Source organism: Bacillus cereus ATCC 14579 (genome assembly GCF_000007825.1).
In the GTDB taxonomy this organism is placed as follows: Bacteria; Bacillota; Bacilli; order Bacillales; family Bacillaceae_G; genus Bacillus_A; species Bacillus_A cereus.
This window is the reverse complement of sequence record NC_004722.1, coordinates 3679290-3703477: the sequence shown is the minus strand read 5'-3', so window position 1 is coordinate 3703477 and position 24188 is coordinate 3679290. Positions and strand designations below refer to the sequence as shown.

The following is a 24188-nucleotide window of genomic DNA, read 5'->3' as shown; positions in this document are numbered from 1 at the left end:
CATTCTTGAAATAATTTCATATTAAATATATACTTAGTAACGATAATCATTATCAATGAAAATGATTATCAAGTGATGAAGGCGTAAAAGAATTATAGTCTAGGGGAAGTGAACGGGAATGAGTTCTGGATAAAATTATTAATCTAATGAAATATATATATGGGACAAGGTTCATATAGTTAAATTTTATTGAGAATATAGTTTGAAAATTCGAGAGGAGACATATAAAGATGAACAAGAAATTATTTACTTTAGGGATGGTTACAGTTTTAAGTGTAGGTTTAGCGGCATGTAATAGTGCGGATAAAACTTCAGGCGAGCAAAAACAACAGACAAAAGCTACGGAAACGAAAAAAGATGAAAAACGAAAAATCACATATTTAGGTAAAGAGTATACAGTGCCAGCAAAAGTAGATAAAATTGCGACAGCTAGTTTAGAGTCAATGGAAGATGCGGCAGTACTTGGAATTAAACCAGTTGGTGCCATTACTGTAGGTGGTAAATTACCAAAATATCTTGAAAAAGAGTTAGAAGGTGCTAAATCTGTTGGTGAGAAAATGCAACCCAATTTCGAAACATTACTACAATTAAAACCAGATGTTATTACATCGAGTACGAAATTCCCAGCAGAAACAGCTGAAAAGTTTACGAAAGTAGCTCCTACATTCCCGGTATCACACGTTTCAACAAATTGGGAAGATAACTTAAAGTTAATGGGAGAATTAACTGGTAAAAAAGATAAAGCCGAAAAAATTATTAAGGATTACAATTCGGACGCTGAAAAAGCAAAAGCAAAACTAGGAGATAAGTTAAAAGATAAAAAAGTACTTGTCATAAGACTAAGAGCAAACGAATTATTCCTATATCCAGAAGGAGTATACTTCAATCCTGTAATTTATAAAGATCTTGGACTAACTGCTCCAGAACAATTGAAAACTGTAAAAGCACAAGAGAAAATTTCATTTGAAAAACTTGCTGAACTTAACCCAGATTATATTTTCTTACAATATGAGGCAAGTGAAAATAAAAACCCGAAAGTGTTAGAAGAAATTGAAAGTAATCCAATTTGGCAAAGTATGAATGCTGCGAAGGAAAAGAAAGTATTTGTAAATGTTGTAGATCCAATGGCACAAGGTGGTACAGCTTGGAGTAAAACAGCATTCTTAAAAGAAGCCGTGAAAAATTTATCTAAATAATACAATAAGTAAGGTGCGTTGAATGATATGCAGAAAACAAATGCAGTACCAGTAACTATATTATGTATAGCACCCATACTCATCTTATTTACAATTATACTTTCGATTTTGTATGGGGCAAAAAGTATTGACGCTGAAACAGTGTGGAACGCATTATTTCATTTTGATTCAAGCGATGTAAATCATAATATTATTATTACTTCACGTTTACCAAGGGTAGTTGCAGCTCTTTTAGTCGGAGCATTTCTAGCCATATCAGGAGCACTTATGCAGGGGATGACAAGAAACTATCTTGCATCCCCTTCTATTATGGGTGTGACGGATGGCGCTGCCTTTGTTATTACACTTAGCATGATTTTTCTTCCGGGAATGTCATCAATTGGTATGGTTGTATGTTCAATGATTGGTTCTGCACTAGGAGCCGGTATCGTGTTTGGTTTTGGTTCGCTCCTTCAAAATGGCTTATCACCAGTTAGGTTAGCGATTATAGGAACAGTTATTGGAACATTTTTAAGTAGTGTATCGGCTGCAATGGCTTCGTATTTCCAAATTTCTCAAAATGTTAGTTTTTGGTTTAATGCAAAGTTAGATCAAGTAGATCCTAATATCATTAAAATCACGATACCGTTTGGGATAATTGGAATAATTTTAGCATTGTTAATATCAAAATCTATTACCATTCTTTCATTAGGCGAAGAGGTTTCTATTAATTTAGGGCAACGTACAAAACTAGTTAAAGCGATGGCAATTTTATCGGTAATTTTCTTAACAGGAACAGCAGTTGCTTTAGTGGGGAAAGTTGGTTTTGTAGGTTTAATTATTCCGCACATTACGCGCTTTATAATTGGGGTAGATTATAAGTGGATTTTGCCATGTGCAGGTGTTATTGGTGGCGTTTTCTTAGCGTTATGTGACGTTTTGAGTAGATTTGTAAACTATCCATTTGAAACACCTATTGGAGTCGTTACCTCTTTAATTGGAATTCCTTTCTTCCTTTATTTAATCCGTACTAGAGGAGGAGAGAGACATGCTTAAAAGTTCAAGTCAACGTTTCGGAATGACGATGGGGATTATTATATTTTTAATACTATGTGCTATTTATATTAGTTTAACAAATGGTACGTTCGACATTACGATTACAGATGTATTTAAAACACTGTTTAGAATTGATCCAGTACCAGAACATGATTTAGTTATTTTTGAGTTTCGCCTTCCGCGCATCGTAATTGCTGGATTAGTAGGATTAGGCCTTGGTGTTGCGGGTGCCGTTATTCAAGGGATTACGAGAAATGGGTTGGCGGACCCAGGTATTTTAGGCGTAAATGCCGGAGCAGGAACAGCGATTGTCATTTTTATGTTTTTCTTTCAAGGGCAATTAAAAAGCACAGACTGGGTTTCTATTATGATGATGCCAATGTTTGGTTTAGTAGGCGGATTAGGTGCAGCTATCATCATTTATCTGTTTTCTTGGAAAAACGGTAAATTAGATTCGCAGCGACTTTTATTAACAGGGATTGCAATTGGATCAGGATTTGGAGCCTTTTCTATGTACTTATCACTCAAAATGAAGTCAACTGATTTTGAAATGGCCGCAGTGTGGGTGTCTGGAAGCATATATAGTGCAAACTGGAAGTATATTGTGGCTATGTTACCATGGCTTATTATCTTAATTCCGCTTATACAAAAGAAAGCTTATTTATTAGATTTATTTCAATTGGAAGAAACGAGTATTACAAGTTTAGGTGTTTCAGTAGAAAGAGAGAAATCGATTTTACTATTAAGTAGTATCGGGCTTGTGAGCGCATGTGTTGCTGTTTCAGGGAGTATCGGTTTTATTGGCTTAATGGCACCGCATATAGCGAAAAGGCTTGTCGGTATTCAACATAAGTATATAATTCCTACGTGCGGCGTAATCGGAATGTTTCTTGTAATTGCTTCAGACTTTATTGCGAAAACAGTTTTTACACCTGTAGAGCTACCAGTGGGAATCGTTATTTCTATTGTCGGTGTACCGTATTTCTTATATTTACTTTATAAGGCGAAAGCGTAAGAGGAGGAATAAAAGTGAGTATTTTAAGTGCAAAAAATTTAGAAACAAGTTATGAAAAGCTTACAGTGTTTCGCGATTTAAATGTGGAAATACAAGAAGGAAAAGTAACGACAATTATAGGTCCAAACGGTTGCGGTAAATCGACATTGTTAAAAACAATGGGAAGAATTTTAAAACAAAAAAGCGGTAAAGTATATTTGCAAGGACAGGATTTACATACAATTCCAACGAAAGAAATTGCGAAGCAGTTAGCTTTACTCCCGCAAACTCCAATTGCACCAGGTGAGCTTAAAGTGGAAGAATTAATTTCTTATGGACGCTATCCACATCGAAATAACGTAAATAAGTTAACGACAAAAGATAAAGAAATGATTGATTGGGCATTAGATATAACGAAAACTTCTGAATTTCGAACGAGACAAATTGCAAATTTATCAGGTGGTCAAAGACAAAAGGTATGGCTAGCGATGGCATTAGCACAAGAGACAGAAGTGTTGCTATTAGATGAGCCAACTACATACCTTGATATGTCTCATCAATTAGATGTATTACAAATTGTGGAGAAGTTAAATAAAGAACATAATTGTACGGTTGTTATGGTATTACATGATATTAACCATGCATCAAGGTTTTCAGATGAAATTATTGCAATGAAGGAAGGCGAAATTGTTACAACTGGTAGCCCAGAAGAAATCATTACAAATGAAGTGTTAAAAGAAGTATTTCATATTGATGCGCGTGTCATGATTGATCCGTATAACGGGGCTCCTGTTTGTTTCGGTTATGATAGCGTTGTATCTCAAGAAGAAAAAATCGAAATATATGTAACAAGTTAAAAAGGGAGGGATAGGGTGAATACTACAGTTGAAAAACAGCAGATTATAACATCTAATACAGAGCAGTGGAAAATGTATTCAAAATTAGAAGGTAAGGAATATCAAATTCATATTTCAAAGCCGAAGCAACCAGCACCGGATTCAGGATATCCTGTCATTTACGTATTAGATGGCAATGCCTTTTTTCAAACATTTCATGAAGCAGTTAAAATACAATCAGTAAGAGCGGAAAAAACCGGTGTTTCACCAGCTATTATAGTAGGAGTGGGTTATCCAATTGAAGGTGCATTTTCAGGGGAAGAAAGGTGCTATGATTTTACGCCTAGCGTAATTTCAAAAGATGCCCCTTTAAAACCAGACGGTAAACCGTGGCCTAAAACAGGAGGAGCACATAATTTCTTTACTTTTATTGAAGAAGAACTGAAACCACAAATTGAAAAGAATTTTGAGATTGATAAAGGTAAGCAAACTTTATTTGGGCATTCTTTAGGTGGCCTATTCGCTTTGCATATACTATTTACAAACTTGAATGCTTTTCAAAATTATTTTATTAGTAGTCCATCTATATGGTGGAATAATAAATCCGTTCTTGAAAAAGAAGAGAACCTTATAATTGAATTAAACAATGCTAAGTTTGAAACAGGAGTGTTCCTTACAGTTGGATCACTTGAACGAGAGCATATGGTTGTAGGTGCAAATGAATTATCAGAGCGCCTTCTCCAAGTAAACCACGATAAACTTAAATTTAAGTTTTATGAAGCTGAAGGGGAGAATCATGCATCTGTTGTGCCGACGTCTTTAAGTAAAGGATTGAGGTTTATTAGTTACGTATAGGAAAAAAGGTTATGGATGAAACATTCCATAACCTTTTTTAATGTGTAGAATTGTCCTTTTCGAAAGTTTTGTTTCAACTTTTCGTCTAAAGAGACAAAAAGTTGTCACAATTCGGTCACAATTAGCATAAACATAAAATAGACGAAATGAACTTATTTCCAAAAGGCTTGGTTTATTACAATCAGGATTCGTAGAGCTGAAAAAGCATGGATGAAAAGTTCACTATATTCCCAAGGAGGTAGATCGTATGAAAACAATTCTTGCTATCGCTGGACTTATTTGGGTTCTATCACATGGCATTCCAATTTATGAAGGAGAACAAATTCGCAGTGCTCTAAATAAAAATTTTAATGAATATCATATCATTGATCGGCAAGATAATGTTGTGACAGTTCGAGTAAATGACTGTTTTCATACGGTAACCGTTGAAGGAACTTCAGTAGTGAATGATACAAAAGTATGTGATCAGCAATAATTATATATGGAAAGAAAAAATTCTCGGGTTAAATATCTGAAAATTTAAATTAAAACATTATAGACGAAGAATAAGCGGGGGCGGGTAATCCCCGCTTATTCTTGTTTCACTTTATTGAATTTTGATGAGAGATATAATGATTTTTTGACAAAAAGGAAAGGGTATACTGAAAATTGAGATTAAGAAGCTAATGCGTTGTTAAGAATAATCATAAAGTGTAAATATACTCTTATGGGGTATCATGCGTAGATATTTAATGCTATAATTGGTATACTCATAAAAAACAATTGTTTTATTGGATGAAGAGAAACTTTAAGAAGGTGATAATATGGATCATAAAGAGCATGAAGCAGTAACACATAGATCAGAAAAAGAAAAAGAACAGATTATAAATAGATTAAAGAGAATTGAAGGACAGGTCCGCGGTATTCAAAACATGATTGAAAATGATCGTTATTGCGTAGATATTTTAGTGCAAATTTCAGCGATTAATGCAGCGATGAAAAAAGTAGGAATGGGCGTTCTCAAAAATCATACGAGTCATTGTGTTTCAGGAGCTATTAAAAATGGAAATGGTGACGAAGCAATTGAAGAATTAATGACAGTATTTGAACGTTTTTCAAAAGCGTAAAAACAAGCTAGTATTTAACTGGCTTGTTTTTTTGTTTACCCTCATATTGGATTTGGGTGTATTGTAGTGAAAAAGTGTGTGTAAAATAAACTTTTAGAAAATAATTGAAAAATCATGATACAAAACCATTGATTACCTTAGGGGGGTATGGTAAGATGTAATTGTGATTAACAAACAATGAATAAACAAGAGGAGGATTTTAAATGGAACAGTTAACATTACAGGTTGAAGGTATGTCTTGTGGACATTGTGTAAATGCTATCGAAAGCAGTGTGAAAGAGCTAAACGGTGTTGAACAAGTGAAGGTTCAATTAGCAGAAGGAACTGTTGAAGTTACTATCGACTCGTCTGCTGTCACATTAAAAGATATCGTTGCTGTAATCGAAGATCAAGGATACGATGTTCAATAATTATTTTTAGATATGAAAATAAATCGTACTTTAAATGAAGTACGATTTATTTTGCTAATCATTATACCTCATAAGGGTATATAGAGGTGAGAGACATGAATGAAAAAAAAGAGGCCAATCTTCAAATATCAGGAATGACATGTGCGGCATGTGCAAATAGAATTGAAAAAGGTCTAAAAAAAGTAGAAGGTGTTCATGAGGCAAATGTAAATTTTGCGCTTGAAAAAACAAAAATAATGTACGATCCAACTAAAACAAATCCGCAACAATTTAAAGAAAAAGTTGAATCATTAGGATATGGAATTGTAAGTGATAAAGCTGAATTTACTGTTTCAGGAATGACATGTGCAGCATGTGCAAATAGAGTTGAAAAGCGTTTAAATAAGGTAGATGGTGGGAACAAGGCGACAGTAAATTTTGCTTTAGAATCAGCCACAGTAGACTTTAACCCTGATGAAGTTAATGTAAATGAAATGAAGAGCGCGATTACGAAGCTAGGATATAAATTAGAAGTGAAACCAGATGATCAAGATGCATCAACTGATCATCGATTACAAGAAATTGAAAGACAAAAGAAGAAGTTTATTATTTCGTTTATTTTATCTTTCCCATTATTGTGGGCAATGGTTAGTCATTTCTCATTTACGTCATTTATTTATTTACCGGATATGTTAATGAACCCTTGGGTGCAACTAGCACTTGCAACTCCTGTTCAATTTATCATTGGTGGACAGTTTTATGTTGGGGCTTATAAAGCGTTACGCAATAAAAGTGCTAATATGGATGTTCTCGTGGCGCTTGGAACGTCGGCCGCGTACTTCTATAGTGTATATTTAAGTATTCAATCTATTGGTTCTTCGGAACATATGACAGATTTATATTTTGAAACGAGTGCGGTACTTATTACATTAATTATTTTAGGTAAATTATTTGAAGCGAAAGCAAAAGGGCGCTCATCAGAAGCAATTAAAAAATTGATGGGTTTACAAGCGAAGACAGCTACAGTTGTGCGAGATGGAACAGAAATAAAAATTTTGATTGAAGAAGTAGTAACTGGTGATATCGTCTATGTAAAGCCTGGTGAAAAAATACCAGTAGATGGTGAGATTGTAGAAGGAAAGTCAGCAATTGATGAATCGATGTTAACGGGTGAAAGTATTCCTGTTGATAAGTCAATTGGGGATGTAGTAATAGGTTCGACAATAAATAAAAATGGATTTTTAAAAGTGAAAGCAACTAAGGTAGGAAGAGATACTGCATTAGCTCAAATTATTAAAGTAGTAGAAGAGGCACAAGGTTCAAAAGCTCCTATTCAAAGGGTAGCAGATCAAATTTCAGGTATTTTCGTACCGGTTGTAGTTGTGATTGCGATTATCACCTTTGCAGTATGGATGATATTTGTTACACCTGGTGATTTTGGCGGAGCACTTGAGAAAATGATAGCAGTACTTGTTATTGCTTGTCCATGTGCATTAGGTCTTGCAACGCCTACATCTATTATGGCAGGATCAGGAAGATCGGCTGAGTATGGTATTTTATTTAAAGGTGGAGAGCATTTAGAAGCAACGCACCGATTAGATACGGTTATTCTAGATAAAACGGGTACAGTGACAAATGGGAAGCCGGTATTAACAGATGTAATTGTAGCAGATGGATTCAATGAAAATGAACTGCTTAGATTAGTAGGGGCAGCAGAAAGAAATTCTGAACATCCGCTTGCAGAAGCGATTGTAGAAGGAATTAAAGAAAAGAAAATTGATATCCCGAGTTCAGAAACGTTTGAAGCGATTCCGGGATTTGGTATCGAATCAGTTGTAGAAGGAAAACACTTATTAATTGGTACACGTCGATTAATGAAGAAATTCAATATTGATATTGAAGAAGTTTCTAAATCAATGGAAGCGCTAGAACGAGAAGGAAAAACAGCAATGCTTATTGCAATCGATAAAGAATATGCTGGTATAGTTGCCGTTGCAGATACTGTGAAAGATACTTCAAAAGCAGCTATCGCAAGACTGAAAAAAATGGGTCTAGACGTTGTGATGATTACAGGAGATAATACACAAACTGCTCAGGCAATTGCAAAGCAAGTTGGTATTGATCACGTAATTGCAGAAGTATTGCCAGAAGGAAAAGCAGAAGAAGTGAAAAAACTGCAAGCAAATGGTAAGAAAGTAGCGATGGTTGGAGACGGGATAAATGATGCTCCTGCTCTTGCTACAGCGAACATTGGTATGGCAATTGGAACGGGAACGGATGTAGCGATGGAAGCAGCGGATATAACGTTAATCCGCGGTGACTTAAATAGTATTGCTGATGCGATATTTATGAGTAAAATGACGATAAGAAATATTAAACAAAATTTATTCTGGGCATTAGCTTATAACGCGTTAGGAATTCCAATTGCGGCATTAGGTTTCTTAGCCCCTTGGGTTGCTGGAGCAGCGATGGCATTTAGTTCTGTATCCGTTGTATTAAATGCATTACGATTACAAAGAGTTAAATTAAAACCTTAAAAAGCTACATTAAGTAATTGAATAGAATTAAAAAACAATACTTGAATAAGTATTGTTTTTTTGTTCGTATAGAAATTAAAACGATATAATAAAGCAGAAATATAGAATCGTATGTAGTAGAAAAGTTAAGAGGTAGTTTGGTAAGGAGACTTATATATGTTAAAAGATATTATAATTAGAACATTCCAGAAAAAAGATTTAGATCAAGTATTACAATTGTTCTATGAAACAGTTCATACGGTTAATGCAAAAGATTATAATGAGTTACAGCTACAGGCGTGGGCACCGGAGCGACTAGATAGAGAAAATTGGTTACAGTCTTTAGAAAAGAATATTAGCTATGTAGCGGATCATAAAGGTATGATTGTGGGGTTTGGGGATTATAACGATGATCGTTACGTAGATCGTTTATTTACGCATAAAGATTATCAAGGGAAAAGAGTCGCTTCATACATACTACAGAAGTTAGAAAAAAAAGCAGTGAACTTGGGACATAGGGAGATATATACAGAGGCGAGCATTACCGCAAAACCTTTTTTTGAAAGTAAAGATTTTATTTGCATAAAAGAACAAAAGAAACAGCATAATGGTCAGATTTTTATTAATTATGTTATGAAAAAATATCCTTCTCATAAATGAGAAGGATATTTTTCATTATTTTACAGCTTCTTTTAGTTCTTTACCAGCTTTGAAAGCAGGTACTTTAGAAGCTGCGATTTGCATTTCTTCACCAGTTTGTGGGTTACGGCCTGTACGAGCAGCTCTTTCGCGAACTTCGAATGTACCGAATCCGATAAGTTGTACTTTTTCACCAGCAGCTAAAGTGTTAGTGATTGATTCTACTACAGTTTGTACAACTACAGTAGCTTCTTTTTGAGAAATCTCAGCATTTTGTGCTACGTTTTTAATTAATTCTGTTTTGTTCATGTTTTTCACCTCATATGTAAATAATGCTATTTAAGTTGTTATTATAACGTATAAAACATTCGAGAACAAGTGTACGTACATATATTCGCAAAAAAAATGAAATTTGTAATATTTTTAGGGTTCTTTATAGACATTCTATTTAAGCCGACAGAGATTTGTTCTTCATTTCAGTCTTCTCTTGATAAGAAGCTAGTTTCTTATTATAAGATATGAAGTAAGGTAGTGCTACAAATAACATACCTCCTACTAAATTTCCAAAGAAAACAAAAATAAAGTTTGGAAAATATTCAGCCCAAGTGAAATGACCGGCAAAAATTGCGGCTGGGATGACAAACATATTTGCTACAACGTGTTGAAATCCAATCGCAACAAAAGTCATAACTGGGAACCAAATACCGATAATCTTTCCGATAAATTCTTTACTTCCCATACTGAGCCAAACAGCTAAACAAACGAGCCAATTACATCCGATTGCAGAAATAAATGCTTGCAATGGTGTATCTTGTAGTTTCGCTTGAGCGATAGAAATAGTTTTCGCTAAAAAAGCTCCTTCAGTTAAGCCAACGATATGGCCGAAAAAGTAGGCTACAAATACAGCCCCTATGAAATTGCTAAACGTAACAATAACTAAATTTCGTATGAAATGAAATAAAGTAATTTTCTTTTGAAGCCAAGCCATAGAAACTGTCATCATGTTACCAGTTACTAGTTCACCGCCTGCAAGAATAACGAGAATAAGACCGATAGGGAATACAGCAGCGCCTAGAAAACTAGTAAATGATCCCCAATATTTTGGCATTGTTCCAATAACATGAATATCGAGTAAATACCCTAATGCGATAAAAGCACCGCCAAAAAAACCGAGAATTAGCATAGGGAGTAATGATAAATGAGCTTTTTTCCTTCCGGAATTCGCAGCAAGTTCCGTAATTTCTTCTGGTGTAAATACAGACATGAATAACCCCTCCGTAATAAAATGATGGAATGAATAGAAAAAGATTCGAAAATATATGTATTATAAAAATATGGTATGACTTCTGTATAAAATTGTCAAAGTGAATAGGGAGGAAATTACATATTAATAACATAGTTCATGTTGTCACATTAATGTAACAATAAGGATTTAAAGTGTTTCTAGAGGTGAAACATGAATACGAATCATGTAAAAAAAGAACGAAAAAAATCAATCGTAAAGATATTTATTATTAGTTTTATAAGTATATTAATGATACTAGTAAGTTTGTATTATTATGCGACAGAAATAGAACGAAAACTAGTAACAGTTACATGGAATGAAATAGAAGCTTCTGCAATTCCTAAAGAATTTAATAATAAAAAAATATTACAGTTTTCAGATGTACATTTAGGGCCAGAGTTTACATTGAAGCAACTTGAACATTTGGTGGAGAAGATGAATGAATTACATGCAGATATAGTAGTTTTTACCGGAGATTTAATAGATAAATTTGGTTCTTATAGTGCAGAAAGAGAGGGAGCGAAGGCTATTTTGCAGAAAATTTATGCTCCCTTAGGGAAATATGCTGTGTTTGGGAATCATGATAGGGGCGGGGGCGGTAGTTTATTTTACAAAAAATATATGGAGGAAGCTGGTTTTTCTGTATTAGTAAATGAAGTGCAGAAAATTAAAGTGGAAAACGGCAAATATATTACAATATCAGGTTTGGATGATTTTCTATTAGGGAAGCCGAAAATAGATTCAACTTTAAAAAACTTGAAACAAAATGATTTCAACATGTTATTAGTACATGAGCCGGATGTTGTAACCAAAATAAATCGTTACCCAGTTGATCTTCAACTGTCAGGACATAGTCACGGAGGACAAGTCCAAATCCCTTTTGTAGGTCCGTTAATTACTACCAAACTAGCTGAGAGTTATGTTGAAGGTATGTATGAAGTGGAGGGGAAGAGTAAGCAGTTATATTTATATGTAAATCGTGGTATTGGGACTACTAGGATGCCTGTTAGATTTTGTAGTGTACCTGAACTTTCAGTTTTTGTGTTGAAGCAAAAGAGTGACTAGAATATTTAACAATATGATTCGGAGGAACGTGCGATGTTGGGCGATGGAAAACAGTTTCTTAAAACTTTAGATGTGACAAAGTAATTTTCATAAATAAAAAACAACAATAGGACCTATAAAGGGTCCTATTGCTGTTTTTATCCTGCATTGATTGCCCATAAATGTCCGATTGATGGGGGCTAATTATAGTTTTACTTTGTTATTTTTGCAAGGAAAGACCATCAAAATATGTTCTATAGTTATTTGAGAATTCGAAGTTGTTTTTTGCATCCCAATTAATAGACCAAGACATTAGGCCGCGGAATGCAGGATAGCCACTCTGGTTAGAAAGTTTATACTTTCCTCCGAACGGAACTCCTTTAATGATATAATTTAAAGCTTTTTTCATTTCAGTTGGCGAAATGTATCCACCACTTGGAGCTGCCGCTGGTGCTGCTGGAAGCCCAATCATAACTTGATCTGAGCGAAGAGCTGGGAAAATGTTATTTGGATTACCACCTACAGGAAAACCATGTAAGAGCATATCTGCCATAGCGACCTCGTAGTCTGCAGTACCTTGATTGTAGTTATTACCGTCCATTCCAATCCCGCTACCAGCGTTGTAGTGTTGAACATGAATGTATGTTAGTTTATCTTTCACTCCGTAAATAATTGGTAAATATGCACCCCATATGCTTCCATATGCGCTATAACCGCCTTGAACATAAGCTGTTTCAGGAGCCATGCTTAATAGAAAATCTGGACCATAATGATCTGAGATTGTTCGAATAGCTGATATAAGATTTACGATTTGGGGAGTAGTTGGATTTTTGAAATTAGTATCATTTCCGTTTAAGTAAATACCTGATTCAAGGTCAATATCTATTCCATCAAAACCGTATTTATCGATTAGAGACTGTATGGAATTAATAAAACGATCCTTAGCGGCATTGTCAGGAAGTAAAACGACTCCATTTTGTCCACCTATTGAAAGAACTACTTTCTTTCCTTTACTTTTTAAATAAGAAATATCTGATTTGAAGTCTGCATCTGTACCATACACAGGAGAAAATTCAACAGTGGAACGATCACCACCAGTTTCACCAAAAGATACATTGATTACATCCCATTTTGGTGAAACGTCTTTTAATTTAATAATGCCAGTACCGTTATCAAAGTTATGCCAATATCCAACGAGTAATTTTGAACCTAAATTGTTTGCTGCTTGTGCTTGGAAAGGGGATAGCGGTAGAAGTAAGAACATTACTAAAATGCAACAAAAAAATTTGAACTTGTTTAACATATCAACACTCCTATACAAAAAGTTGTCTAGATGTATAATCTTGTTTATTTAATAATATCTGAAAATTCTTTCCTTTGTAAGGGGACTATAATTTTCTCAACAATTGTGTATGGGAAAGTATTAAACCTAATGTAATAATTTTTAAAGAAGGTTGAATTGTAATTGTTAAATTCAGAATATTTTGATATATTTTAACGTATAGAACAAAATCTTTCGCACAGTACTCTTACATAAGTTTCAAAATTTAGTTTGGAAGGGGATGTACAAGATTTGGATAAAAATCTAAAGAAAGACCTCAAAATACGCCACATTACAATGATTTCAATTGGCGGCGTAATAGGGGCTGGTTTGTTTGTTGGAAGTGGTGCAGTTGTACATTCGGCAGGACCAGGTTCTATCGTTTCATATGCATTAGCAGGACTTCTAGTCATTTTCGTCATGAGAATGCTAGGAGAAATGGCAGCTGTTAATCCGACAAGTGGTTCATTTGCAACGTATGCAAGAGAAGCGATTGGTCCTTGGGCGGGTTATACAATAGGCTGGTTATATTGGTTTTTTTGGGTAATTGTTATTGCAATAGAAGCCACAGCAGGTGCTGGTATTATCCAATATTGGATTCCACAAATACCGCTTTGGTTATTAAGTTTAATATTAACAATTTTATTAACGCTGACGAACGTTTTTTCGGTGAAATCATTTGGAGAGTTTGAATATTGGTTTTCTTTTATTAAAGTAATAAGTATTGTTTTGTTCCTTTGTCTAGGTCTTGCTGTTATTTTAGGATTTGTTCCAGGAACAGAAGCACCCGGCACTTCGAATTTAATTGGACAAGGTGGATTTATGCCAAACGGTATAAGTTCGGTCCTGCTTGGAATTACTGTTGTTATATTTTCATTTATGGGATCAGAGATTGTAGCAGTAGCGGCTGGTGAATCTGCAGAACCTGTAAAAGCAGTAAAAACAGCAACAAACAGTGTGATTTGGCGTATTCTTGTATTTTTTATTGGGTCTATAGCGGTAGTTGTTACGCTACTGCCATGGAATTCAGCAAACATATTAAAAAGTCCATTTGTAGCTGTACTTGAACATATAGGAATACCAGCGGCAGCACAAATTATGAATTTTATCGTTTTAACAGCTGTACTTTCTTGCTTAAATTCAGGCTTATATACAAATTCAAGAATGCTTTTTTCAATGGCAGAAAGAGGAGATGCTCCAAAGTCATTTTTAAAATTGAACAGTAGTGGTGTTCCCGTTCGAGCGGTTTTATTTGGAACTTTCTTCGCTTATATTGGAGTTGTGTTTAGTTACATTTCTCCAGATAAAGTCTTTTTGTTTTTAGTGAATGCATCTGGCGGGATTGCGTTACTAGTTTATCTCGTTATTGCAGTTTCGCATTTAAAGATGCGTAAAAAAATGGGGAAAGTAGAACAACAAAATTTGAAAGTGAAAATGTGGCTTTTTCCGTATGTAACGTATGTTACAATTGCTGCTATTATAGCAGTTTTAGTTGCGATGTTCGCAATTGATACTTTACGTTCACAAGCACTTTTAACAATGTTTGTTACAGTTCTTATCATACTTTCTTATTTTATTTTTAATAGAAATAAAAATAGCACAGTTTTGAATCCTAAAAGTAAGAATGAGGAATCTGTTCGATTCTAATTTTCTTATTTTCGAAGAGAGTTACACCCAGTCATTGCTATAAAAGAATCATATATAATCATAGAAACAAGTAATTACTATTGTCATAGTGGATATAAACTTTTTTCTTGACTTTTTATACGAAGGCGAGCAAAATGGTAAAAAAGGAAGGGGGGATGATGATGGAAGAGTACGTATTAGAGCTGTATAACCTGTTATATACGACAGAATGGCAAGATATTGTTTCGTTTCTAGGAATCGTATTTTGCATGAAAATTGTAATTGTATATATGGAAGAGCAAGGTATGTTCTATTCCTTCTCATCTCCGTTCGATGTGCAGCGCGAGTCGTTGCTAAACTATGCCAATGTGAATTACGAACAATTTCCTTTTGTAGTTTTCTTTATGATTCGATTTATTACAGCAATTGTAAGGAAAAAGGAAAGTGATGATGAAGAGTGCCACTCAACTTGTAAGGTAGCTAACGTTTTTTAAGCTAAATACAAGGAGGAGATTTATATGTGGTTTCGATTTCTTATGATTGGTTTCTTTTCATTAACAGCAATTTCATTAATGGGATATCAAGTGTCTGAAATTTTTCAAGCATATAGCGATACATTTTTTAACAAAAACTAATCGCATTGCTATTTGAATAATAAAGCGATAAAATCCTTCTTAAGAAGTTTTATTAAGAAGGATTTTTTTCTTTGTCTGGTCTTGCTGTGTCAAACTATTGTCACATTTACACTGTGAATAATATGTTAAAATAGTGAGGTTATGTATACATACTTGAAGGAAGAGGGAGTGACCATTTTGGTGGATCAATCAACAAATCAGAAAAGCTATGCTCCTATTGTGATAACGCTTTCTGTAATTGTAAATGCGATTATTTTATTTTTGTTCTTTGGACCTGTTGGCTATGAAGGAGAAGTACATTTTGATGTAACGATTTTACCAATGTTAAACGCGATTTTTAATAGCTTTACGTTCGTATTTTTATTAGCAGCGTTATTCTCTATTATTAAAAAGAATGTGAAAATGCATCGTGGTTTTATCCTTGCAGCATTTACGACAACTTTACTATTTTGTGTGTCGTATTTATCGTATCATTACTTAGCACCGGCAACACATTTTGGCGGAGAAGGATTCATTAAATATGTGTATTTCATCATTTTAATTACACATATTATCCTAGCAGCAATTATCGTACCACTTGCATTGTTTGCGCTTGTATTTGGTTTTACAAATCAATTAACACGTCACCGTAAAATTGTACGTTGGACGATGCCGATTTGGTTATATGTAAGTTTATCTGGTGTTATTGTTTACTTAATGATCTCACCTTATTACCAATAAAAAAATCTCAGCCTGTAGGCTGGGATTTTTTTATTAGGCAAATATTTTTGTGAAATGAAAAAAATATGGTATACAAAAGTATAGTTGCTTTTTATATAGAAGGGATGGTAAAGAAATATGCAAAATTTTGTATTTCGTAATCCAACGAAACTTATTTTCGGTAAAGGTCAATTAGAACAGTTAAAAACTGAAATTCCACAGTTCGGTAAAAAAGTTCTTCTCGTATACGGGGGAGGCAGCATTAAAAGAAACGGTATTTATGATAATGTAATTTCTATTTTAAAGGATATTAATGCAGAAGTATTTGAATTAACAGGTGTTGAACCGAATCCACGTGTATCAACTGTAAAGAAAGGGATTCAAATTTGTAAAGAGAATGGTGTTGAATTTATTTTAGCAGTTGGTGGAGGAAGTGTAATCGACTGTACGAAGGCAATTGCAGCTGGTAGTAAGTACGATGGAGATGTATGGGATATTGTAACGAAAAAAACATTTGCTAATGAGGCATTACCATTTGGTACTGTACTTACTCTTGCAGCAACAGGATCTGAAATGAATGCAGGCTCGGTAATTACAAACTGGGAAACGAATGAAAAGTATGGATGGGGTAGCCCGGTTACTTTCCCGCAGTTTTCGATTTTAGATCCAGTTCATACTACTTCTGTACCGAAAGATCAAACAATTTACGGTATGGTAGATATTATGTCGCACGTATTAGAACAATATTTCCATCATGGAACGAATACAGAACTACAAGATCGTTATTGTGAAGCTGTTTTAAAAACAGTAATTGAGACAGCTCCTAAGCTTTTAAGTGATTTAGAAAATTATGAGCATAGAGAAACTATTTTATATTGTGGTACTATGGCGTTAAACGGCATTTTAGCAATGGGAGTAAAAGGAGATTGGGCGACTCATAATATTGAGCATGCAGTTTCTGCTGTTCATGATATACCACACGGGGGTGGCCTTGCGATTTTATTCCCGAACTGGATGAAGCATGTTGTAGAGGGAAATGTAAGTCGTTTTAAACAGTTTGCTATTCGAGTATTCAATGTAGAAACAGATGGAAAGACTGATCGAGAAATTGCGTTAGAAGGAATTCAGGCGTTACGTCAATTTTGGACTTCAATTGAGGCGCCAGTAACATTATCTGATTACGCTATTGGAGAAAATGAAATTGATTTAATGGCGGATAAAGCGATGGCGTATGGTGAATTTGGTAACTTTAAAAAATTAAATAAAGATGATGTTTTAAGTATATATAAAGCTTCTTTATAAGTGAATCTAGAAAAGAAATCTATTTGATTGTTTGATCGAATAGGTTTCTTTTTTTGCTGTTTATAAATGTTTGTGGATGTTTTTGATTATTTTTGGTTGTTTATGGTTGATTTTTGTGACCGTTTTCATTATACTGTAATCAAAGAAGAGGTGAATAAAATGTTAACTCCTGAACGTCATCAAATGATATTGCAACTTGTAAAAGAACAGAAAGTTGTAAAATTACAGCAATTAGTTGAAAGAACAGAAAGCTCTGAGTCGACAATTCGCCGTGATTTAGCACAATTGGAAAAGCAAAGGTTATTAAAAAGAGTTCATGGTGGTGCCGCTGTTTTAACAGGAAAAGGGCAAGAACCAACGATGGTCGAAAAATCATCCAAAAACATTCAAATAAAACAACAAATTGCTAAGTATGCGGCTAGCGTTATTGAACAAGGTGATTGTATTTATTTAGATGCAGGAAGTACAACATTTGAAATGATTCCATTTTTAATAAATAAAGATGTTACTGTCGTTACGAATGGACTTATGCATATTGAAGCTTTAGTTGAAAATAATATTCGTGCGTATTTACTAGGCGGAATGATGAAGAGTAGGACGAAAGCTTTAATCGGTGCTATGGCACAGGAAAGTATGCAGAAGTATCGTTTTGATAAATGTTTTTTAGGTGCAAATGGTGTACATGAACAGCTTGGCTTTACAACACCAGATCCAGAAGAAGCGCTCTTAAAACAAATGGCATTAACATTAGCAAACGAAGGATATTTCTTAATTGATGAAAGTAAGTTTTCAGAAGTTGCGTTTGCGAAAATTGCAAATGTTGAAGATGCAAATATTATTACAAACCATTTAGAAATTGATTTAGAAAAATATAAACAACAAACCAATGTAATTGAGGCTGATAAACAATGATCTATACAGTTACTTTAAACCCATCTATTGATTATGTAGTGCAAGTTTCTTCCTTTGATTTAGGAACAATAAATCGAGCGGAAAAAGATATGAAGTTTCCTGGAGGAAAAGGAATTAATGTTTCTCGTGTTCTTCAGCGTTTAGGTGTTAAAAATATAGCACTTGGATTTACTGGTGGATTTACTGGTCAATTTATTAAAGAGGTATTACAGACGGAAGGTGTAACAACAAACTTCGTCCAAGTAGATGAAGATACTCGCATTAATGTGAAAATAAAAGGGGAAGAAGAAACAGAATTAAATGGCCAAGGTCCTATTGTAACAAAAGAGCAGTTCGAACAGTTAATGAAAAAAATTGAGAGTATGCAACCTGGAGATTGTGTTGTACTTGCTGGGAGTGTACCAGTTTCTATTCCAAGTACCTTTTACGAATCAATTGCTGCGTTTGGAGCTGAAAAAGGTATTCGTGTAGTAGTAGATGCAAGTGGAAGTGCACTGCAACATGTAATTAAAAATAAGCCATTTTTAATTAAGCCAAACCACCATGAACTTGGTGAGTTGTTTGGAGTGGAGCTTTCAACAGTAGAGGACGTTTTACCTTATGGAAGAAAATTAATTGAACAAGGTGTAAAACACGTTATCGTATCGATGGCTGGAGAGGGAGCTTTATTATTTACGGCAGAAGGTATATATGAAGCGACTGTTCCAAAAGGTGTTGTAATTAATTCAGTTGGGGCCGGGGATTCTCTTGTTGCAGGGTTTGTAGGCAAATATGAACAGACAAAAGATATTGAAAAGGCATTTCAATACGGCGTTGCAACAGGGAGTGCAACAGCATTTTCAGCTGATTTATGTAAGAAGGAAAAAGTAGAAGAATTATTGTCGCAAGTAATTGTAGCTAAGCGATAGGGGGAAGCAACATATGAAAATTACAGAACTATTAAAAAGGGATACAGTCATTATGGATTTGACAGCTTCAAATAAAGAAGCTGTCATAGATGAATTAGTTGAGAAATTAAACGGGGCAAATCGTTTAAATAGTAAAACGGAATTTAAAGAAGCTATTTTAAAGCGGGAGGCCCAAAGTACGACTGGAATAGGGGAAGGTATTGCAATACCTCATGCGAAGACAAAGGCTGTTAAACAACCATCGATTTGTTTTGGTAGAAGTGTAAGCGGTATCAACTATGAGTCGCTTGACGGACAGCCAGCACACTTATTCTTTATGATTGCTGCAAGTGAAGGAGCGAATAATACTCATTTAGAAACGTTGTCTCGTTTATCGACATTATTAATGGATGAAGGATTTCGCAAGCAACTATTAGAAGCAAAGGATGAAAGTGAGCTTCTTCAACTATTTGATGAAAAAGAGAATGAAAAAGAAGAAGAGATTGAAGTCGCAAAACCAGAAGGAAATGAACCGTACGTACTTGCTGTTACAGCTTGTCCAACTGGAATCGCTCACACATATATGGCAGCGGATAGCTTAAAAGCAAAAGCGACAGAGTTAGGAATAGCGATTAAAGTTGAAACAAACGGATCAACAGGTATTAAAAACGGTTTAACGAAAGAGGATATTGAACGTGCAACAGCTATTATTGTTGCGGCGGATAAACAAGTAGAAATGAATCGTTTTGCTGGTAAACATGTCATTCAAGTGCCAGTTGCTGATGGGATTCGAAAAACGGAAAATCTGCTTAAGCGAGCTGTCAAACAAGATGCACCAATCTTTAAAGGTGTAAAAGAGGACGGGAAATCAGAAAGTATTGAGGGAGAAAAAGGATTAGGAATTTATAAGCATTTAATGAGCGGTGTAAGTAATATGCTTCCATTCGTTGTTGGTGGCGGGATTTTAATAGCGCTAGCGTTTTCGTTTGGTGGTATAAAGGCGGAAGGTCCTTTAGCTGAATTGTTCATGTCAATTGGTGGAGGAAAAACAGGTGCGTTTTTATTCCTTGTACCAATTTTAGCTGGATTTATTGCAAGTTCTATTGCTGATCGTCCTGGTTTTATGCCTGGTGTTGTAGGTGGATTTTTAGCGGCGAATGCGAATGCTGGATTTTTAGGTGGATTAATTGCTGGTTTCTTAGCTGGATATGTTGTTTTAGGGTTGAAAAGATTATTTTCAGGACTACCAGTACAATTAGAAGGAATTAAACCTGTATTGTTATATCCAGTCTTTGGATTATTGATTACAGGAGTTGTAATGCAAAAAGTAGTAATTCCGCCTGTAGTAGCATTAAATGAAATGTTGACAGGGTGGTTAAATGGTTTAAACGGTACGAATGCTATATTACTAGGTCTTATTTTAGGTGGTATGATGGCAATTGATATGGGGGGGCCAATTAATAAAGCGGCATTTACGTTTGGTATTGCTGCAATAGAAGCGCAGAATTTTGGAGTGCACTCAGCAGTTATGGCTGGTGGGATGGTACCACCACTTGCGATTGCATTCGCAACTACATTCTTTAAATCAAAGTTTACAGAAGCGGAACGTAAATCTGGTTTAACAAATTATATTATGGGAGCGTCGTTCATTACAGAAGGTGCGATTCCGTTTGCAGCTGCAGATCCGGTTCGAGTAATCGTAAGTTGTGTTGTTGGTTCAAGTATTGCAGGTGCGTTATCTATGTTATTCCAAATTACATTACCGGCACCGCATGGTGGATTATTTGTAATAGCGTTAGTAAATAAACCGTTACTATATATTTTCTCTATATTAATTGGAACAATTGTCTCGGCTGTTACGCTAGGTGTTTGGAAAAAGAAAGTTCAATAACAAATAAAAAGAGAGCAGTTTTTAGTAGCTGCTCTCTTTTTATTACAAAAAAATAGGTTAACAATTGAATATTGATGTTTTTTGGTAAAAGATGTAACGAATTGTGAATTTTTTGTAACAAAAAAGTAACACTGTAATTTTTTCTGGAAAAAAGTTCTTGTGCTCGTATATGAAAAATATATGAAAACCACTGGAGATTGTATTAGAAATGCATTTTATTAATATGGAAATTTATGTTACAACTCGTTAATCGTATATTACGAATGCTTTGTAATTGTGTGATTTCTAAAAATTCTAAAAATCTGTTGCTATAATGAAAATACGAAAACAAAGCAAATGGAGGCTATTCATGAAAAAATTATTAGGTATAGCAACAGCAGCAGTTTTTGGTCTTGGGATTTTTGCGGGTTCTGCTAAAGCGGAAACAATTGTAACAACAGACGTATTAAATGTTAGAGAAAACCCAAATGTAGAGTCAAAGCTTGTAGGTAAAGTGTTCAGTGGGAATACACTAGATGTTATAAATACAGAAAATGGATGGACAAAAATTAAGTTGAACGGTCAAGGAAGCGTTTGTAAGTGCCGATTTTACAAAGAGCACATATTATGTAACGGCGGGCGTATTAAATGTTCGTGCTGGAGCGAATACTGATTCTGAAATTTTAGGTAAACTTAATAAAAATGATGTGATTGAAACGACGAATCAAGTTCAAAATGAATGGTTACAATTCGACTACAATGGAAAAGTTGGATATGTTCACGTGCCATTTTTAACAGGAACAGCACCTGTAATCGAAAAGAAAGAGGTTGTAGCTCAAGAAGAAGCGCCAGCTAGAACAAATACGCCAGTTAAAAATAATACAGTAGTTAAGAATAAAGAGTCTGTTAAGAGTAACGATTCTATTAAGAATGTAGAATCAAGTAAACCTGTGGTAAAAGAAAAACCGGCTGCAAAACCAGTTGCAAAATCTACTGAAACAAGTGCGCCTACTGGTGGTCGTGAAATTACAGTAGAAGCAACGGCATATACAGCAGATCCGAGTGAGAATGGTTCGTATGGTGGTCGTGTATTAACTGCAATGGGGCATGATTTAACAGCAAATCCAAATATGAAAGTAATTGCTGTTGATCCGAAAGTAATTCCGCTTGGATCAAAAGTATGGGTAGAAGGATATGGAGAAGCGATTGCTGGAGACACCGGTGGTGCGATTAAAGGAAATCGTATTGATGTATTAGTCGGTTCAGATGGTAGTGCTAATAGCTGGGGGCGCAAATCTGTAAAAGTGAAAGTTATACAATAGGTTATCGATATTAATATAAAAAGCGGTTGCTTGAAACTATGTAAGCAGCCGCTTTTTATGGATTATTGAAATGGATAAATAGTTTTACCTGTAATAATTTTATATGCACTGCAAAATTGCGTTTGTATATATTCTGTATTTTTATTTTCTGGATGTAATGTTGTTTCATGGAGAGTAGAATGAAAAGCCCGTAGTAAACAATTTAGGGCGAAGTATAATTCCTCTTGTGAACAATTTTGTTCTTTTGTAGAAGTGGCTAAAATGAGGTCTTTTGTCAAAGATGAAAAATTGATGGTGGATTGTTTCATAGTTAACTCATCCTCTCGAAACTATTTTTATCATGTATATGCAGAATTGGACAAACTATGTTCTTTTTTCTGTATAATTTCATGTACCGAAATGAAAGAACTTGCAATCATGCCGTTAAAATTGGTAAGATTGGGTATAATCAATAGATGGAGTATATTACATAAAGAGAGTTGAATGATATGGGAGAAGTGCAACGTGAAAAAGTTGCTGTCATCATTGGACCAACTGCTGTTGGAAAGACGAAGTTAAGTATCGATCTTGCCAAAGCGTTGAACGGTGAAATTATTAGTGGTGATTCCATGCAGATCTATCGAACGATGGATATTGGAACCGCAAAGGTAACAAAAGCAGAGATGGACGGAATTCCACATTATATGATCGATATAAAAAATCCGGAAGATTCATTTTCTGTCGCGGAATTTCAAGAACGTGTTCGCAAGCATATTCGAGAAATTACAGAACGTGGTAAATTACCAATTATAGTTGGTGGGACCGGTCTTTATATACAATCTGTTTTATTCGATTATCAGTTTACAGATGATGCTGGTGATGTGATATACCGAGAGCAAAGGGAAAAGTTAGCTTTAGAACGCGGTGTGGAATATGTACATGAAAAATTGCAAGAAGTAGATCCAGAAAGTGCGGAGCGTATTCATGCAAATAATGTACGACGTGTCATTCGGGCGTTAGAAATTTTCCACACGACGGGTGAAAAAATGAGTGAACAAATTGAGAAACAAGAAAAAGAGTTACTCTATGATGTTTCATTAATTGGCTTGACAATGGATCGAGAAATGCTATACGATCGCATTAACTTACGAGTGGATTTGATGATGGAACAAGGCCTATTAGAGGAAGTAGAAGGGCTGTATAATAGAGGGATACGAGATTGTCAATCTATTCAAGCGATTGGATATAAAGAAATCTATGATTATTTTGAGAATCGAGCCTCTTTAGAAGATGCGGTGTCACAATTAAAGACGAATTCGCGTCGTTATGCAAAACGTCAATTAACGTGGTTCCGTAATAAAATGGATGTCACGTGGTTTGATGTTACAGACGGTGAAAAAACGTCAGAAATTTTACGATACATAGAAGGAAAGTTACAAGTAAAGTCGAATAATAGTAAGTAGAGAAAAAGAGGAGGATTCGACATGAAGCAATCAATCAATATTCAAGATCAGTTTTTAAATCAACTCCGTAAAGAAAATACGTTTGTTACGCTGTACTTATTAAATGGTTTCCAGCTTCGTGGACTAATTAAAGGATTTGATAATTTTACAGTCCTGCTGGAAACAGAAGGTAAGCAGCAGCTTATTTATAAACATGCAATCTCCACATTTGTACCACAAAAAAATGTTTCAATTGAATTAGAATAGTAATGAATTATTGTACATAACAACAAAAGAG

The 24188-nt window shown here is 34.8% G+C and carries 24 protein-coding genes and 1 pseudogene; 21 read left to right on the top strand and 4 right to left on the bottom strand.

Annotated elements, in window-relative coordinates:
- Window positions 1-230: 230 nt before the first annotated feature.
- The 10 genes from BC_RS18635 (at window position 231) to BC_RS18590 (ending at window position 9587) form a co-directional block, all read left to right on the top strand.
- Window positions 231-1196: an iron-hydroxamate ABC transporter substrate-binding protein gene (locus BC_RS18635; RefSeq protein ID WP_001035506.1), complete on the top strand. Its 966-nt coding sequence runs from the start codon at window positions 231-233 to the stop codon at window positions 1194-1196.
- A 27-nt stretch (window positions 1197-1223) separates the two neighbouring features.
- Window positions 1224-2231 (top strand): FecCD family ABC transporter permease, encoded by a 1008-nt coding sequence (locus BC_RS18630; protein ID WP_001173042.1) that lies wholly within the window; start codon window positions 1224-1226, stop codon window positions 2229-2231.
- Window positions 2224-3246, top strand: coding sequence for a FecCD family ABC transporter permease (locus BC_RS18625; protein ID WP_000920450.1), 1023 nt, complete (start codon window positions 2224-2226; stop codon window positions 3244-3246). The genes BC_RS18630 and BC_RS18625 overlap by 8 nt, the downstream gene beginning before the upstream one ends.
- Window positions 3247-3260: 14 nt before the next feature.
- Window positions 3261-4082: an ABC transporter ATP-binding protein gene (locus tag BC_RS18620; RefSeq protein ID WP_000025766.1), complete on the top strand. Its 822-nt coding sequence runs from the start codon at window positions 3261-3263 to the stop codon at window positions 4080-4082.
- Between the two features lie 15 nt (window positions 4083-4097).
- Window positions 4098-4916, top strand: coding sequence for an alpha/beta hydrolase (locus BC_RS18615; protein ID WP_001098699.1), 819 nt, complete (start codon window positions 4098-4100; stop codon window positions 4914-4916).
- Between the two features lie 247 nt (window positions 4917-5163).
- A complete protein-coding gene (locus BC_RS18610; protein ID WP_000849103.1) occupies window positions 5164-5391 on the top strand; it encodes a hypothetical protein in 228 nt (75 codons plus the stop codon).
- Window positions 5392-5719: 328 nt separating this feature from the next.
- On the top strand, window positions 5720-6022 hold the full coding sequence (locus tag BC_RS18605) for a metal-sensing transcriptional repressor (protein ID WP_000349637.1): 303 nt from the start codon (window positions 5720-5722) through the stop codon (window positions 6020-6022).
- A gap of 203 nt (window positions 6023-6225) precedes the next feature.
- Window positions 6226-6432 carry a copper chaperone CopZ gene (gene copZ, locus BC_RS18600; protein WP_000436973.1) on the top strand — a complete coding sequence of 69 codons (207 nt, stop codon included), beginning with the start codon at window positions 6226-6228 and terminating at the stop codon, window positions 6430-6432.
- 95 nt (window positions 6433-6527) lie between these two features.
- On the top strand, window positions 6528-8948 hold the full coding sequence (locus tag BC_RS18595) for a heavy metal translocating P-type ATPase (protein WP_001003185.1): 2421 nt from the start codon (window positions 6528-6530) through the stop codon (window positions 8946-8948).
- Between the two features lie 156 nt (window positions 8949-9104).
- Window positions 9105-9587: a GNAT family N-acetyltransferase gene (locus tag BC_RS18590; RefSeq protein WP_000910168.1), complete on the top strand. Its 483-nt coding sequence runs from the start codon at window positions 9105-9107 to the stop codon at window positions 9585-9587.
- Window positions 9588-9602: 15 nt separating this feature from the next.
- Here BC_RS18590 and BC_RS18585 read toward each other — a convergent pair whose 3' ends face one another.
- Both BC_RS18585 and BC_RS18580 read right to left on the bottom strand, forming a co-directional pair.
- On the bottom strand, window positions 9603-9875 hold the full coding sequence (locus tag BC_RS18585) for an HU family DNA-binding protein (protein ID WP_001043904.1): 273 nt from the start codon (window positions 9873-9875) through the stop codon (window positions 9603-9605).
- A 139-nt stretch (window positions 9876-10014) separates the two neighbouring features.
- Window positions 10015-10830, bottom strand: coding sequence for a formate/nitrite transporter family protein (locus tag BC_RS18580; protein ID WP_000110544.1), 816 nt, complete (start codon window positions 10828-10830; stop codon window positions 10015-10017).
- Window positions 10831-11022: 192 nt separating this feature from the next.
- On the opposite strand from BC_RS18580, the gene BC_RS18575 reads away from it, so the two are divergent.
- Window positions 11023-11916 carry a metallophosphoesterase gene (locus BC_RS18575; protein WP_001095334.1) on the top strand — a complete coding sequence of 298 codons (894 nt, stop codon included), beginning with the start codon at window positions 11023-11025 and terminating at the stop codon, window positions 11914-11916.
- Between the two features lie 199 nt (window positions 11917-12115).
- Here BC_RS18575 and BC_RS18570 read toward each other — a convergent pair whose 3' ends face one another.
- Window positions 12116-13198, bottom strand: a complete 1083-nt coding sequence (locus BC_RS18570; RefSeq protein ID WP_000932437.1) for a chitinase — start codon at window positions 13196-13198, stop codon at window positions 12116-12118.
- Window positions 13199-13468: 270 nt separating this feature from the next.
- On the opposite strand from BC_RS18570, the gene gabP reads away from it, so the two are divergent.
- The 8 genes and pseudogenes from gabP to entD all read left to right on the top strand — a co-directional run bounded on the left by gabP (window position 13469) and on the right by entD (window position 22469).
- On the top strand, window positions 13469-14863 hold the full coding sequence (gene gabP, locus BC_RS18565) for a GABA permease (RefSeq protein ID WP_000360113.1): 1395 nt from the start codon (window positions 13469-13471) through the stop codon (window positions 14861-14863).
- A 134-nt stretch (window positions 14864-14997) separates the two neighbouring features.
- Window positions 14998-15336, top strand: a complete 339-nt coding sequence (locus BC_RS18560; RefSeq protein ID WP_002195769.1) for a hypothetical protein — start codon at window positions 14998-15000, stop codon at window positions 15334-15336.
- A gap of 318 nt (window positions 15337-15654) precedes the next feature.
- Window positions 15655-16197, top strand: coding sequence for a DUF420 domain-containing protein (locus BC_RS18555; RefSeq protein WP_000228315.1), 543 nt, complete (start codon window positions 15655-15657; stop codon window positions 16195-16197).
- Between the two features lie 117 nt (window positions 16198-16314).
- Window positions 16315-17478, top strand: coding sequence for an iron-containing alcohol dehydrogenase (locus tag BC_RS18550; RefSeq protein WP_001179093.1), 1164 nt, complete (start codon window positions 16315-16317; stop codon window positions 17476-17478).
- Window positions 17479-17637: 159 nt separating this feature from the next.
- Window positions 17638-18390, top strand: a complete 753-nt coding sequence (locus BC_RS18545) for a DeoR/GlpR family DNA-binding transcription regulator (RefSeq protein ID WP_000957279.1) — start codon at window positions 17638-17640, stop codon at window positions 18388-18390.
- The gene (pfkB, locus tag BC_RS18540) at window positions 18387-19298 is read left to right on the top strand and encodes a 1-phosphofructokinase (RefSeq protein WP_000640859.1); all 912 of its coding nucleotides are present in this window, start codon (window positions 18387-18389) and stop codon (window positions 19296-19298) included. The genes BC_RS18545 and pfkB overlap by 4 nt, the downstream gene beginning before the upstream one ends.
- Window positions 19299-19311: 13 nt before the next feature.
- Window positions 19312-21168, top strand: coding sequence for a PTS fructose transporter subunit IIABC (locus BC_RS18535; protein WP_000704606.1), 1857 nt, complete (start codon window positions 19312-19314; stop codon window positions 21166-21168).
- A gap of 349 nt (window positions 21169-21517) precedes the next feature.
- Window positions 21518-22469, top strand: a pseudogene (gene entD, locus BC_RS18530) (cell wall-binding protein EntD).
- Window positions 22470-22531: 62 nt separating this feature from the next.
- Here entD and BC_RS18525 read toward each other — a convergent pair.
- Window positions 22532-22777 (bottom strand): hypothetical protein, encoded by a 246-nt coding sequence (locus BC_RS18525; protein WP_000814429.1) that lies wholly within the window; start codon window positions 22775-22777, stop codon window positions 22532-22534.
- 180 nt (window positions 22778-22957) lie between these two features.
- Between BC_RS18525 and miaA the strand changes: the two genes are divergently transcribed.
- Both miaA and hfq read left to right on the top strand, forming a co-directional pair.
- Window positions 22958-23911 carry a tRNA (adenosine(37)-N6)-dimethylallyltransferase MiaA gene (miaA, locus tag BC_RS18520; protein ID WP_000504930.1) on the top strand — a complete coding sequence of 318 codons (954 nt, stop codon included), beginning with the start codon at window positions 22958-22960 and terminating at the stop codon, window positions 23909-23911.
- 21 nt (window positions 23912-23932) lie between these two features.
- Window positions 23933-24157 (top strand): RNA chaperone Hfq, encoded by a 225-nt coding sequence (gene hfq, locus BC_RS18515; protein WP_000813896.1) that lies wholly within the window; start codon window positions 23933-23935, stop codon window positions 24155-24157.
- The last annotated feature ends 31 nt before the right edge of the window (window positions 24158-24188 follow it).